The sequence below is a fragment of the Psychrobacter sp. NC44 genome (assembly GCF_904846655.1).
GTDB lineage: Bacteria > Pseudomonadota > Gammaproteobacteria > Pseudomonadales > Moraxellaceae > Psychrobacter.
In genome coordinates, this window is sequence record NZ_CAJHBN010000019.1 from 42,645 (window position 1) to 56,804 (window position 14,160).

The 14,160-nt window shown below is 44.5% G+C and carries 13 protein-coding genes; 12 read left to right on the forward strand and 1 reads right to left on the reverse strand.

Translation table 11 applies throughout. From position 1 onward, the window contains the following. The first annotated feature begins 207 nt into the window (after positions 1-207). The 12 genes from urtA (at position 208) to JMX95_RS12325 (ending at position 12,887) form a co-directional block, all read left to right on the forward strand. On the forward strand, positions 208-1,518 hold the full coding sequence (gene urtA / locus JMX95_RS12270; protein ID WP_201560966.1) for an urea ABC transporter substrate-binding protein: 1,311 nt from the start codon (positions 208-210) through the stop codon (positions 1,516-1,518). Between the two features lie 136 nt (positions 1,519-1,654). Then, complete coding sequence (gene urtB / locus JMX95_RS12275; RefSeq protein ID WP_201560954.1) at positions 1,655-3,454, forward strand: urea ABC transporter permease subunit UrtB; 1,800 nt, start codon at positions 1,655-1,657, stop codon at positions 3,452-3,454. A gap of 10 nt (positions 3,455-3,464) precedes the next feature. Beyond that, the gene (gene urtC, locus JMX95_RS12280; protein ID WP_193007436.1) at positions 3,465-4,535 is read left to right on the forward strand and encodes an urea ABC transporter permease subunit UrtC; all 1,071 of its coding nucleotides are present in this window, start codon (positions 3,465-3,467) and stop codon (positions 4,533-4,535) included. Beyond that, on the forward strand, positions 4,535-5,500 hold the full coding sequence (gene urtD, locus JMX95_RS12285) for an urea ABC transporter ATP-binding protein UrtD (RefSeq protein ID WP_201560955.1): 966 nt from the start codon (positions 4,535-4,537) through the stop codon (positions 5,498-5,500). Before urtC ends, urtD begins: the two co-directional genes overlap by 1 nt. Positions 5,501-5,563: 63 nt before the next feature. Next, positions 5,564-6,262, forward strand: coding sequence for an urea ABC transporter ATP-binding subunit UrtE (gene urtE / locus JMX95_RS12290; protein ID WP_201560956.1), 699 nt, complete (start codon positions 5,564-5,566; stop codon positions 6,260-6,262). A 44-nt stretch (positions 6,263-6,306) separates the two neighbouring features. Next, positions 6,307-7,296 (forward strand): urease accessory protein UreD, encoded by a 990-nt coding sequence (locus JMX95_RS12295; RefSeq protein ID WP_201560957.1) that lies wholly within the window; start codon positions 6,307-6,309, stop codon positions 7,294-7,296. Positions 7,297-7,432: 136 nt separating this feature from the next. Beyond that, positions 7,433-7,735 (forward strand): urease subunit gamma, encoded by a 303-nt coding sequence (ureA, locus tag JMX95_RS12300; RefSeq protein WP_010200554.1) that lies wholly within the window; start codon positions 7,433-7,435, stop codon positions 7,733-7,735. Between the two features lie 74 nt (positions 7,736-7,809). Further along, complete coding sequence (gene ureC, locus JMX95_RS12305; protein ID WP_201560958.1) at positions 7,810-9,942, forward strand: urease subunit alpha; 2,133 nt, start codon at positions 7,810-7,812, stop codon at positions 9,940-9,942. Positions 9,943-10,016: 74 nt separating this feature from the next. After that, positions 10,017-10,604, forward strand: a complete 588-nt coding sequence (gene ureE / locus JMX95_RS12310) for an urease accessory protein UreE (RefSeq protein ID WP_201560959.1) — start codon at positions 10,017-10,019, stop codon at positions 10,602-10,604. Next, positions 10,597-11,412: an urease accessory protein UreF gene (locus JMX95_RS12315; RefSeq protein ID WP_201560960.1), complete on the forward strand. Its 816-nt coding sequence runs from the start codon at positions 10,597-10,599 to the stop codon at positions 11,410-11,412. The genes ureE and JMX95_RS12315 overlap by 8 nt, the downstream gene beginning before the upstream one ends. A gap of 38 nt (positions 11,413-11,450) precedes the next feature. Then, positions 11,451-12,104: an urease accessory protein UreG gene (gene ureG, locus JMX95_RS12320; RefSeq protein WP_201560961.1), complete on the forward strand. Its 654-nt coding sequence runs from the start codon at positions 11,451-11,453 to the stop codon at positions 12,102-12,104. 105 nt (positions 12,105-12,209) lie between these two features. Next, on the forward strand, positions 12,210-12,887 hold the full coding sequence (locus JMX95_RS12325) for a HupE/UreJ family protein (protein ID WP_201560962.1): 678 nt from the start codon (positions 12,210-12,212) through the stop codon (positions 12,885-12,887). Between the two features lie 280 nt (positions 12,888-13,167). Here JMX95_RS12325 and JMX95_RS12330 read toward each other — a convergent pair. Then, positions 13,168-14,160 (reverse strand): YadA-like family protein (locus tag JMX95_RS12330; RefSeq protein ID WP_201560963.1); only part of this gene is annotated, 993 nt, incomplete at its 5' end.

Here is a 14,160-nt window from a genome sequence, read left to right on the forward strand (position 1 = left end):
TGCGAAAAAAGTGCAATATCTCCTAAAAAGACCGATATTGGTGCATTTGTCTAGTATTTTATATTGGCATAGATATTGAAGTATTAATAGCAGTTAGGAATGGCTCGTTCACTCGGCCTACCAGGCTGCTACTTTATCTTTCTGGAGAAATATATGTCTTTATTGCCAACGCTTATCACTGCTACTCCTATCAGTACAAATTATCGTATCGACTCAAAATTGACATCACGTTTGTCTCTGCTAGCAGTAGCCGTTGTCGGCAGCTTAAGTCTTATAGGTTGTCAAAAACCTGCGGAAACCAGTGCAGAAACCAATTCTACAGCCACAAAAACCGAAACGGCCGAGATCGCTACTACCCCTGTGGCAGATGGTGACACCATCAAAGTTGGTATCTTGCATTCTTTATCTGGGACGATGGCCATCTCTGAAACATCATTAAAAGATACTGCGCTCATGACCATTGATGAAATTAATGCCAATGGCGGTGTGTTGGGTAAGCAGCTAGAGCCAATCGTCGTAGATCCCGCTTCTGATTGGCCGTTATTCGCTGAAAAAGCACGTCAGCTGTTAACTCAAGACAAAGTGGATGTGATATTTGGTGGTTGGACGTCGGTATCACGTAAGTCCGTGCTGCCTGTCGTTGAAGAGTTAAATGGCCTCATGTTCTACCCTGTTCAGTACGAGGGTCAAGAGCAGTCAGAAAATATCTTCTACACTGGTGCTGCACCTAACCAACAAGCCATTCCTGCCGTTGAATACTTAATGAGTCCAGAGGGTGGTAGTGCAGAACGCTTTGTCTTACTTGGGACCGATTATGTCTATCCTCGGACTACTAACCAGATACTGCGTGCTTTTTTAAAGTCTAAAGGAGTCGCTGAAACAGACATCATGGAAGAGTACACCCCTTTCGGTTTTAGCAACTATCAGACCATCGTTGGTAATATTAAAAGCTTCTCTACCGGTAAAAAGACGGCGGTTATCTCTACCATTAATGGGGATTCAAACGTACCCTTTTATCGCGAGCTTGCCAACCAAGGCATTAAAGCATCTGATATTCCAGTCATGGCATTCTCAGTAGGAGAAGAAGAGCTTCGCGGTATCGATACCAGCTTATTGCAGGGGCATTTGGCATCATGGAACTACTTTATGTCGGTTAAAAATCCTGTCAACAGCGACTTCACTAAAAAATATAAGAAATATGCGCTGGATCATAAGCTACCCAATGCTGACAAGGTCGTGACCAATGATCCTATGGAAGCCACCTACGTGGGTATCAATATGTGGAAACAAGCAGTCGAAAAAGCTGGTACGACTAATGTCGATAAAGTGCGTATTAGTATGGGAGGTCAGACTTTTGACGCGCCATCAGGGTACACGCTGAAAATGGATGAGGAAAACCATCATTTATGGAAGCCTGTCATGATCGGTCAAATCCGTGCCGATGGTCAGTTCGATGTAATCAGCAAAACGCCAACAGTCATTCGTGCTGAGCCATGGAGTCAGTACATCCCTAAATAAGTTTATGGTCACCCAAGCCTCAGTCCATAATCCTTAGCCCCTTAATGGTATCAATACCAGCAACCCTTTAACCTCTACTGATAAAACAGTTTTTAGTAGAGGTTAAAGGAGTGTTGACTGCAAAAAAGGAACCATCATGTCACATTACTCTTCCTATTATAAAAGTGACGCGCAAGCCAATTATTTTAACAAAACTTTTATCATCGCCTTACTATCTTTACTCCTTCTCATTGCTATCACATCGCCTGCTCATGCTCACGAGACATCAGCAGTACACAGCCATGGCGAGAAACTATCGACTAATACTGTGGCAGCGACATCCAATGCTGTAAGTGAAGAGACCTTACTTGCTCAAGACGACACCTTGCTTGCTCAAAACAAGCAGTCTCTAACAACATCAGCTGATCTTGCGATAAGTAAAGGGGATGCTATCGAACAGTTCGTTGCTGCTGACTTCACCATTCGCCAAACCATGCTCAACCAGTGGCCGGGGTCAGTTGAGAGTTTGGATACTTTAGTTGAGCTGATAAAAAACGATGAGCTGTACCAAGGTAATGGTGGGCAAACCTACCTACTTAACAGCGAAGATGAGCTATTTACTTATCCTGCTAAGCAGCTGACCACCGAGTGGCCTAGTGACTTGGCGCAAGTGACTTTGACCAATACGCTACGCTCAGCCTTAGTATTTGGACAAGCCAAGGTTAAGCTTGAGTCAAACGATCCTACGCAACGTGTGCAGGCAGTTGCCATCTTAGCGGACAATATCGAACAGCTAGATCCAGTACTTATAAGTACTGCTGCCGCTAATGAGCAAGACGACGATGTCAAAACGGCGCTGAGTATTTTACAAGCAAGAATTGATTTTAGAGATGGCGACGTCACCAAGCAAATTGCCGCGCTTACCGTGCTTGCTGATAGCGATAGCCCACAAGTATTAGTGGATGTTAAAAAAGCATTGGCGGCAGATGATATCGATCCTGTGCTCAAATCTGCGCTGTTAGACGCTGAGGATAGTATTGAGCAGCGCATTACCATCAGTACTTGGATAGGTCATCTATTCACGGGGCTTAGTACGGCAAGCATCTTACTACTCGCAGCATTAGGGCTGGCCATTACTTTTGGGCTACTGGGTGTCATCAATATGGCTCATGGTGAGCTCATTATGATTGGTGCTTACGCCACTTATATGGTGCAAAATCTCTTTCAAGCGTATTTTCCTAGTATGACTGGATGGTATCTGGTTGCTGCTATACCCGTCGCTTTTTTAGTTAGTGCCATTATTGGCATGGTTATCGAACGAATCATTATTCGCCCGCTTTATGGTCGTGAGCTTGAAACCTTACTGGCAACCTTCGGTGTCAGTCTGATTCTCATGCAGTTGGTTCGGATGATATTTGGCGCACAAAACGTCGAAGTCAGCAATGTCGACTGGTTGAGCGGTGCATATCAAGTATCCTCGAGCCTTGTGCTCCCCTTCAATCGTATCGCTATTATCGGCTTTACCATCATCATTCTTATGCTATTGGTGTACTTACTGAACAAGACTCGCTTTGGGCTATTTGTGCGCGCTGTGACTCAAAACCGGCAAATGGCACGTGCAGTTGGTATCTCCTCTGCTCGCATCGACATGTTGGCATTCGGCCTTGGTTCAGGGTTGGCCGGTCTCGCTGGCTGCGCTCTAGCACAAGTGGGTAACGTCGGACCCGACTTAGGTCAAACTTATATTATTGATGCGTTCTTAGTCGTCGTGGTTGGCGGTGTTGGGCAAGTATGGGGCGCGGTATTGGCATCTTTAGGTCTTGGTGTCAGTGGTACGGTGCTTGAGATTGGCATTGGTGCTGTGATGGCTAAGATTGTGTTACTGGTTCTTGTGATTTTGTTTATTCAAAAACGTCCACAAGGTTTATTCGCCCTCAAAGGCCGTTTTGTGGATTAAGGAGAACCTCATGCGTTTGACTCAATTATTATCTGATTCCCCACGTAATGCTATTTTGATTGGTTTGTGTTTTTTAGTGCTACTGATATTGCCTTGGCTCCATTTGTTACCTGAAACCTCTAGTTTTCACCTGTCTGCTTATTGGATAACTTTGATTGGTAAAATAATGGCGCTCGCCATGGTAGCACTGGCTTTAGACTTGGTCTGGGGCTATGCCGGCATTCTAAGCTTAGGTCATGGTCTTTATTTTGCGCTAGGAGGTTATGCTTTTGGTATGTACTTGACGCGTGAAACTGCTGGCACGGGCTTGCCAGATTTTATGCGTTTTTTGAGTTGGACCGAATTGCCGTGGTACTGGGCAGGCACTCAACATTTCTGGTGGGCGATGGCTTTAGTGGTGCTAGTTCCCGGTCTGGTCGCTTTTATCTTTGGCTATTTTGCTTTTCGCTCAAAAATCAAAGGGGTTTATTTTTCGATTATCACCCAAGCCATGACCTATGCTGCCGCCTTATTATTCTTCCGTAACGAAACAGGCTTCGGTGGTAACAATGGCTTCACAGGTTTTACCACGCTATTAGGCTATGACATCACCGCCTCTTCAACGAGGGCTGTGCTGTGTTTTACGACTGCTTTGGCGCTGCTACTGTCCTATCTTGGACTACGCTATCTGATGAGCCAGCCTTATGGGCGTGTGCTTGGTGCCATCCGTGATAGTGAAAATCGCTTGCAATATCTAGGCTATCGCACGCTTTGGTACAAGCTTTCAGCTTGGGTATTGTCTGCAATGATAGCTGGTATCGCTGGTGCTCTATATGTACCGCAAGTTGGTATCATTAACCCAGGCGAGATGAACCCCGTCAACTCTATCGAGATGGCAGTATGGGTGGCTGCTGGAGGCAGAGGTTCATTAATCGGTGCCATTGTAGGCGCTGGTACAGTCAATGTGATTAAAACCTATTTTACCGTCGCCTACCCAGAGTTCTGGTTGCTTATCCTAGGTGGATTATTTGTAGTGGTTACTATATTTCTCCCTAACGGCATCATTGGTGTACTCGATCGTTTTAAGAAGGAAAAAGAATAATGTCAATAATATGTAATAATGCTGCTTCCCAAAAAACAGCTAACGATGCGCTTATTAAAAATGTAAATAATCCTAGTATTAATAAGCCAATGGGAAGTTTTGACAATACAAATAACATAACGATTGCAGAAACCACGCCTACCCGACCAGTCACTAGTTTGGCTGAAGATTATGGAGATAGCGGTGGCTTGCCGCATCCTGTTCCCAAATCAGGTCCAGATATGAGACATGGGATTGCGCTATATTTAGAAGGCATTAGCGTATGGTTTGACTCATTCCGTGCACTCAATGATTTGTCTTTATATATTGAGGCGGGCGAGCTACGCTGCATCATTGGTCCTAATGGTGCAGGCAAGACGACTTTAATGGATGTTATTACGGGTAAAACGCGCCCGACCACAGGCAGCGCATTTTTCGGTCAAGTACATAATTTAGCCAAACTATCTACCGAAGAAATAGCGGAAGCAGGCATTGGCCGTAAGTTTCAAAAACCCACCGTATTTGAGAAATTTACCGTACTTGATAACTTAATGCTGGCTGCACCAAAGGACAAACGGGTATCAAAAAGCTGGTTTACTAAAATTGACGCAGAAATCCAAGATACTCTTGACTCAACGCTTGATCAAATACGCCTAAAAGAGCTGATTAACAAGCCAGCAGGATTATTGTCTCATGGTCAAAAACAGTGGCTAGAGATTGGAATGTTACTGATGCAAAGACCAAAACTTATCTTACTTGATGAACCAGTAGCAGGCATGACCGATGCCGAAACGGAACATACTGCTGAGTTATGTCTACGCCTTAAAAAGAATCACACCTTAATCGTAGTTGAACATGACATGACTTTCATTGATGCCATAAGTGAAAAAGTAACGGTCTTAGCAAATGGCGCTATTTTGGCTGAAGGCACGTTGAGTGAAGTACAGAATAATGAGGCCGTTATTGAGACCTATTTGGGTCGGTAATAAGCTCAGGTCGATAACAAATAGTAACACTTAGAAATAGACCTAAAAAATAGAGGTGCTTATATGTTAGAAATCAATGCCATAAATCAATATTATGGTGGCAGTCACATTTTACGTGATATCACCCTCGCCGCCCCTGTAGGAGAATGTAGCGTGGTACTGGGTCGTAATGGCGTCGGTAAAACCACCTTGCTTAAATGCTTGATGGGCATCCTACCAATAAAATCAGGTGAAATTTTATTAGACGGTAAGGACATTAGTCAGATGACGCCTGAGCAGCGTGTACGCGCAGGACTCGCTTATGTGCCGCAAGGACGCGATATATTTTCTACTTTGACCGTTGAAGAAAACATTCTGATTGGCATGGCGAAATTCTCTCAACGAAAAGCAAGTAAAGTACCCAAACACTTATATGATATATTTCCAGTGCTGGACGAAATGAAGCATCGCCGCGGTGGCGATCTATCTGGCGGTCAGCAGCAGCAACTTGCTATTGCTCGTGCGCTTGCATCAGAGCCTCGAGTACTAGTACTTGATGAGCCGACTGAAGGAATCCAACCGTCCATTATTAAAGACATTGGTAGAGTCATTCGTAGTCTTGCTAATAAAGGCGATATGGCAATTGTTTTAGTCGAGCAGTTTTATGAGTTTGCAGAAGAGCTTGCCGATAACTATACCGTGCTTTCTAGAGGACAAGTCGTAGCTCAGGGGGCAGGAGTTGACATGGCAAAAAACAATATTCAAGAGTTGGTGGCAATCTAAAAGAACACTTTCTAAAAGGACACTTTCTAAAAAGGAACACAATTTTGACTTGGCAATCCTCACTACAGCTCCATTTCGACTGCGCCTCTACTGCTGCAAAAACTCGGCTGTGTCATCGTGCCCATACTGGCGCACTCATGGTGCAGCGCGCGCTGTATCCTGAGCCTGATAGTACTGATAACAGCCAAGCAGGGATTTGCCATATTTATGTGTTGTATCCTCCTGCTGGCATTGCTGATGATGACCGCTTAACATTGGAGTTTAACCTACACTCTAATAGCCATGCGGTGATTACTACTCCTGGAGCCGGAAAATGGTACGGGCAACGCCAATCATTACGATCCTCTAGACCCAGCGACTCATCAAGGTTTAACAACGGTACTCAATCGGCAAACAGCAACACTTCTAACGACTGTTTTAATGATGTTGTCAGCGCAGAACAGCATATCGACGCACGTCTCGATGACCACGCCATTCTTGAATGGCTACCACAAGAAAGCATCTATTACGATCATTCTGTCTCTACTGCCAATAATCGCTTTTATTTGGCTAAGACGGCAAGTTTATTGACTTGGGATATTTGTGTGTTCGGACGTCAAGCATATCAAGAGACTTTTGCTAATGGTCATTATACCAACCGCTTAGAGATATGGCGTGAGAGTGATTTATTGGTCAGTGAGTGCACCTCCCAGCAAGCCAATACGCGCTGGTTTACCTCACCATTAGGACTGAACAATCAACATGTGCATGGCTCTTTTTGGGCAATACCTAGCACAGAGGTCATTGCACCTGAGTTACAGAATAATCCGCTCAAGCTTGGCCAATATTTAGATGCCACTATTACCGAGATACGCCATCTCATTGATACGCAGTCACTACCTATTCACTGTACTCACAATTTTCAAGGTATTAATTGCCGTTATTTAGGGGCAGATGTGCGCGCTTGCTTTGAGGCTTTTTACCAAATTCGCGAGCTTGTCAGGTCTAAATGGTACGCGCTTGAGCCTCATCGACCAAGGATTTGGGACACTTAATATCATGTGCTCCCACTTAATCTCATCCTTGAACAAGGCTTAATCAAACTAGAGTGACTCTACTTATCCTATTTACTTGATAAAGATTAAAAACGAATCATAGTCTTCAAAAGACAATAATTATTAAGGAAGTTTTATGCAGTTAAATCCTACCGAAAAAGATAAGCTCTTACTATTTACCGCAGGCATGGTGGCGGAACGTCGTAAAAACCGCGGCGTCAAGCTCAATTATCCTGAGTCTATCGCTTATATCAGCATGTTACTGATGGAAGGCGCGCGTGATGGCAAAACCGTGGCGCAACTGATGAGTGAAGGAGCCACTTATCTCTCTGCCGATGACGTCATGGAAGGCATTGCAGAGATGATACATGATGTCCAAGTTGAAGCGACTTTCCCCGATGGCACTAAGCTAGTGACAGTGCATAACCCCATCGTATAGCTTGTTTGCTATGAAGCTGTATAAAACGATATTGAACTAGAGCCATTGCCATAAGACGATTAAGGATAATAAAAATGACGATAAAAGCAGGCGAATATAATATTAAAGCAGGCGATATGGCTTTGAATGCTGGTCGATATGTTCAAACCATAACGGTAATCAATACCGGCGACCGCCCTATTCAAATCGGTTCTCACTATCACTTCTATGAAGTCAATGCAGCACTGAGCTTTGATCGAGAGTCGACGCTTGGCTATCGACTCAATATCTTATCTGGTACTGCGGTACGCTTTGAGCCGGGCCAAGCGCGCGAAGTTGAGCTAGTCGCTATCGCCGGTAAGCGACACATTTATGGTTTTTCAGGCAAGGTTATGGGCGTTGTAGACCCTAAAACCTCTCAAAATACCTCAAAAAAACGCATTGACCGACGTATCTATGCCGAGCATTTTGGCCCTACCACAGGGGATAAAGTACGCTTAGCCGATACGAATTTATGGCTTGAGGTTGAGTATGATTTGACCAGTCATATTGATCACCAGCGTGATATTGATAGCATCAGCATTGGTGAAGAGGTTAAATTTGGTGGCGGCAAGGTAATCCGCGATGGTATGGGTCAATCACAGCTAATAGGTGAGCAAGTTGCCGATACTATTATTACCAATGCTTTGATTGTGGACTACAGCGGTATCTATAAGGCAGATGTCGCTATTAAGGGCGGTCGCATTAGCGGTATCGGTAAAGCCGGTAACCCTGATATTCAGCCTAACGTGACGTTACCTATTGGCGCTGCTACCGAAATTATCGCAGGAGAAGGTAAAATATTAACTGCTGGCGGGATCGATAGCCATATTCACTTCATTGCACCGCAGCAGTGTGAGACGGCATTAATGTCTGGTGTAACCACAATGTTAGGCGGTGGTACGGGACCTGCTGAAGGTACTCTTGCCACCACTTGTACTCCTGGTGCTTATCATATTCACAGCATGCTAAAAGCCACTGATGCTATTCCGATGAATATCGGATTCTTAGGTAAAGGCAATGTTAGTCTACCTGCCCCCATTGTAGAGCAGATTGAAGCGGGTGCTATCGGGCTTAAGCTTCATGAAGACTGGGGCTCCACGCCCAAAGCCATTGATAACTGCCTTAGCGTGGCTGAAGAATATGATGTGCAAGTGGCGATTCATACTGATACGTTAAATGAAAGCGGCTATTTAGATAGCACTCTAGGCGCGTTTAAAGACCGCTGTATTCACACCTTCCATACCGAAGGCGCTGGCGGCGGTCATGCCCCAGATATCTTAAAAGCTATTGGCGAAACCAACGTTTTACCCTCATCAACCAATCCAACGCGCCCTTTTACTATTAATACCATTGACGAGCATCTCGACATGCTCATGGTTTGTCACCACTTGAGCCCAGCCATTGCTGAAGATGTCGCTTTTGCAGAAAGCCGTATTCGTAAAGAAACCATTGCCGCCGAAGATATTTTACAAGACATGGGTGCCATCTCCATGATGAGTAGTGATTCGCAAGCGATGGGACGCGTGGGAGAAGTCATTATTCGCACGTGGCAAACAGCTGATAAAATGAAAGCCCAACGCGGTCATCTGGCTCCTGATCAATCAGCTAAAACTGAGCAAGCATTAGAAAATATCATGCTAAGTCCCACTGACTCTGATAGCAGCAATGATAATTTTCGTATCAAACGCTACCTCGCAAAATACACCATCAATCCTGCCATCACTCATGGCATTAGTGACGAAGTGGGATCCATTGAAGTAGATAAATGGGCGGATTTAATTTTATGGTCGCCTGCATTTTTTGGCGTAAAGCCCGACCTTATCATTAAAGGCGGCTTGATTGCGGCAGCGTCCATGGGCGACCTCAATGCTTCCATTTCAACCCCGCAGCCTGTGCACTATCGCAGCATGTTTGGCAGCTTGCCCAAAACAGTGGCGCAGACTTGCATCACCTTTATGTCAAGTGCGGCTATTGATAAGGGGGTTGCTAGACAACTAGGGTTAGAAAAGGTCATTAAAGCGGTACACAACATTCGTAAGGTACGTAAACAAGACATGAAGTTTAATAGCTACTGTCCTAAGATGGAGGTCAACCCGGAAACCTATGAAGTGTACGCCGATGGTGAGCTGCTGACCTGTGAGCCTGCCGACTATCTACCGATGGCACAGCGCTATTTTCTATTCTAGCTGCTTTTTATTGTCGTGCTGACAATCCACCATCAGCTGTCAACCATCTACTTTAACGGACTATAAACATAATTATGAACATTTATACGCAACGTCTTGATCTATCAACCCTTAGCGCTGAACAACAAGCAGTTATTGATAGGCAAAAACAGGCAGAAAACTTTTTATATTTAGATTTCGATACCCGTCAGCGTAGCCGTTTTAAAGCAGAAACTCAGCATCAAGAATCCATTGGTGTTGATTTGCCACGTACGGAAACCATTAAGAATGGCAGTGTTTTAGCAGACTATCAAGGCAACTTGATACAAATAATAGCTGCCAAGCAGGGATTAATCGAAGTGACTGCCGATAATGATTTTGACCTTATGAAGGGCGCTTACCATTTAGGCAACCGCCATGTGCCTTTAATGCTGACACCTAATGCACTCTACTTTGAGCCTGACCATGTTTTAGAAGCGATGTTACATCAACTTGGCCTACATACCCAAGCCGTACAAGCGCCATTTGAGCCAGAAACGGGTGCGTATAAAGGTGAGCACGGCGGACATTCTCACTCTCATAGCCACAATCGTGATCATAGTCATAGCCATGCACATAGTGATAACCATCAGCATAATCACTCTGACGCTCACAGCCATAGCCATGAGCATAATCATGACTAATCACGCCACACACTCACAGCAGACTACCCGTACCGCACAAGGTATAAATGATCTGAATAATACAGAGGTAACTGGACGTTTGCTCATGCTGGCGTCAAGCAACCTACCTATTGGCAGTTATACCTACTCGCAAGGCATAGAGCCTGCTATCGAGTCAGGGCTTATTCATGATGAAAGCAGTAGCATGGATTTTATGAGTGATTATTTGGAACTGGCATTGTGTCGTTATGAGCTACCGCTACTGGCTCTGATGATAGAGGCACTTATGATTAATGATGTGGCGCTGACTGATGCTTTAGGTGCCGATTACCACGCTAGCCGCGAAACCAAAGAATTCGTCTATGAGTCAAGTCAATTGGCACTGTCTTTATCCGCATGGTTAGATAATGTTCTTGAGCTCAATGTGCCTGATAGCTTACTCGTTCATGGTTTTTTGCCACTGTTTGCCCATATCAGCTCGCACTGGCAACTTAAGCCTGTACAAGCCATGACCACCTATGCCTTTGGTCAAATTGAAAACATGGTGCTGGCTGCGGTCAAAACCGTACCGCTTGGACAAATGGCAGGACAGCGCATCATTTGGCAGCTGCAACAGTTATTAAGTCAGCAAATACAGCCACTGGCTGCTAATGTCCAGCAAAAATTTTCGCACGCTCAACATATGGCGTTAATGACTGATCGCTCTGATATAACAACATTTAAGCTAAATCTTCTCTATCAACAGCTACATATGTCCGCCAACCTACCAAATTTAGCCATACTATCTTGTCAGCATGAAAGGCAATACAGCCGCCTATTTCGCTCTTAATCGCTAATAAACACAACTCTCATCAAGGAACTTTATCTATGGCACTAACACCCAAAGTCGAAAACAAAAATTTAGAAACGACGCTCTCTCCGCTACGTTTAGGCATTGGTGGCCCTGTAGGCTCAGGAAAAACGGCATTGACGCTGAGACTATGTCAACGCCTGCGGGATGACATCAATATGGCAGTGGTGACTAATGATATTTATACCAAAGAAGACTCTGAATTTTTAACCCGCAATGAGGCGATGCCAGCTGAGCGCATTCGCGGTGTTGAAACCGGTGGCTGCCCGCATACTGCCATTCGTGAAGATGCCTCAATTAACTTATCTGCCATCGCCGAATTACAGCAGCAATTTGCAGGTCTTGAGCTTATTATCATCGAGTCTGGTGGTGATAATTTGGCAGCAACTTTTAGCCCTGAATTGTCCGACTTGACACTATATGTCATTGACGTGTCTGCAGGCGATAAAATTCCTCGTAAAGGCGGCCCTGGTATCATGAAATCGGACTTGCTCATTATCAATAAAACCGACCTTGCCCCTTTCGTAGGCGCGTCACTTGAGGTGATGGCACGTGATGCCAAAAAAATGCGGGGCGATAAGCCTGTGGTCTTTAGCAACATGAAAACGGGTGAAGGCGTTGATGACATTGTTGCTTTTATCTTAGATAAAGGCATGTTAAGTGTGGCGTAGAATGCCTTAGGTGATGGCATCAATAAGTGCTCTACAAACCGCTGATGGATCAGTGGATTATCAGTCAGTTTTTATATCGATTTGTTTATTTATTAAGGATTTATCATGACAACAGACACAGCCAAAACGATGACACGCAAAAACCTCTTCCAAAAAACCACCATGATCAGTGGCTTAGCACTGTTATCATTACTACCAACACTCGCATTTGCTCACCCTGGGCATGAGTTGATGGCAGCAGATGGCTCATTTAGCCTTTCAATATTGTCTGGTATCATGCACCCTTTGACTGGGTTCGACCATCTGATGTTAGCGCTTGGCATGGGGATGCTATTTACTCAAATGCACAGCTTTAAAAAAGGCTTTGTAGCACTATTAATTGGTCTAGTAACAGGATTTGTACTGAGTTTAAGTGTGAGCTTGAATAGCGTGTTTATTGAATATGGCATTCTACTCTCTATCGTACTACTGACCATGGCACTTATGAGCCGCTACTTTAATGTGGCATTGAATCAAAACCACGAGATGTCCGTCAAAACCGTGTATAAATCCTTAGTCATTGGCTTTGGTGCGCTTGCTATGTTCCACGGTGCAGCTCATGCAATCGAAGTGCCTGCAAACAGTAATACCGCTGGCTTCTTTACGGGTATGATTATTGCCATGCTAGGTCTATATACTATCGGCAAAGGATTTGCCACTTATCTAAACACTCACCTGCAAGACAGTTTGATTATTCAACGTGTTATAGCTGTTGTCGGTTTATGCGGTGTGCTGTTAGGGTAACTTTGTTAATTTATACACAGAGTTATTGAACACGGTAGTAAGTTGAAGTGTAATGCACGCAGGTGACATTATATAAATTGCCTTGTGACATTGCCTTATGACCCTAAGCTTATGGCAGCGCTTAAAGAAATAAGGCAGCTCAAGCGACCGCTTAGCTCGCGGCAGGATTGGCATTCAAAAAGGTTTGGGCTATAAGAAGTTTTAGATAATAAGTAAAAATGGTCATCAGAGAAAAAGGACAAGTTAATGTCCTTTTTCTGGCTTTTGGTTTACTTAATGCTTACCAGCTAAAGCCCATACCCATGCCACCAGAGTTCTCATCTTTCGTGAAAGCACCACCGAGACTAAAGCTGGTATTGGGATTAATGACACGCTGATACCCCAATGAGACCGCTTGCTCGGAGCCCTGAAAACCTGCGCCCACGCCTATACGGTTCTTACCTTGTAGACCTGACGTGCTGGTTGCCATGTTTAACATCGCAGCACTCATCGCACCTTGACGATCAAAACGATCATCAATTTCCTTAAAGCGCTGTCCATTGTCTTGCAGATAATTGTGAATAGAGTCATTTAGAGCATTAAATTTAGTATCAGTATAGGTGTTCGAGGTTTCGATAGCGCTTGTTTTTGCGTCTTGTAACTGACTGACATTGACTGCGTCATTATTAGCGGTACCATTAGCAACATTGATAATCTGACGCTGGTTAATATCCGAACCAACCGACACTGTGTTTTCACGGCTAGAGCTAGAGTCATTACCGAGTACCACGGCGTTTTTTGCCGTAGTATTGATATTATTGCCGAGCACAAAAGTATTGTCGCCAGACACGGTATTATTATTGCCCATACTATAGCTGTTATTGCCACTGACCGTACTTGGATCGCCAATCGCACCTGAATGATTTCCAGTCACTTTATTACCAGTGCCAATGCTGATAGCTTGCTCACCGATTGCTTGGGCTCCATCTCCCATTGCAATAGATTGCTTGCCCTGCGCCGCCGCATTAGTGCCTAAAGCCATTGCGTTGTCTCCACTAGCAATCGCTTCTGCAGACGTACCACCATTGATGCTTAGGTATTTATGCTGTGCAGCAATGTCCTGTTTAACGCTCAATACCTGATCATTCGTATAACTTTGTGACAATGCCAGAGTCTCTGTTGCTTTGCCATCGGTGTAACCTTTGGATGCGGTTAAAGTCTCGGTTGCTTTTCCGTCGGTATAACCTTTTGATGCGGTTAAGGTTTCAGTTGCTTTTTCGTCGGTATAACCTTT

What these genes read in the sequence shown, in the direction of transcription:
- ureG (WP_201560961.1), top strand. Translation starts at nt 11,451, where the DNA reads ATGGCACTAACACCCAAAGTCGAAAACAAAAATTTAGAAACGACGCTC.
- ureE (WP_201560959.1), top strand. Translation starts at nt 10,017, where the DNA reads ATGAACATTTATACGCAACGTCTTGATCTATCAACCCTTAGCGCTGAA.
- urtC (WP_193007436.1), top strand. Translation starts at nt 3,465, where the DNA reads ATGCGTTTGACTCAATTATTATCTGATTCCCCACGTAATGCTATTTTG.
- urtE (WP_201560956.1), top strand. Translation starts at nt 5,564, where the DNA reads ATGTTAGAAATCAATGCCATAAATCAATATTATGGTGGCAGTCACATT.
- JMX95_RS12315 (WP_201560960.1), top strand. Translation starts at nt 10,597, where the DNA reads ATGACTAATCACGCCACACACTCACAGCAGACTACCCGTACCGCACAA.
- urtD (WP_201560955.1), top strand. Translation starts at nt 4,535, where the DNA reads ATGTCAATAATATGTAATAATGCTGCTTCCCAAAAAACAGCTAACGAT.
- ureA (WP_010200554.1), top strand. Translation starts at nt 7,433, where the DNA reads ATGCAGTTAAATCCTACCGAAAAAGATAAGCTCTTACTATTTACCGCA.
- JMX95_RS12325 (WP_201560962.1), top strand. Translation starts at nt 12,210, where the DNA reads ATGACAACAGACACAGCCAAAACGATGACACGCAAAAACCTCTTCCAA.
- ureC (WP_201560958.1), top strand. Translation starts at nt 7,810, where the DNA reads ATGACGATAAAAGCAGGCGAATATAATATTAAAGCAGGCGATATGGCT.
- urtB (WP_201560954.1), top strand. Translation starts at nt 1,655, where the DNA reads ATGTCACATTACTCTTCCTATTATAAAAGTGACGCGCAAGCCAATTAT.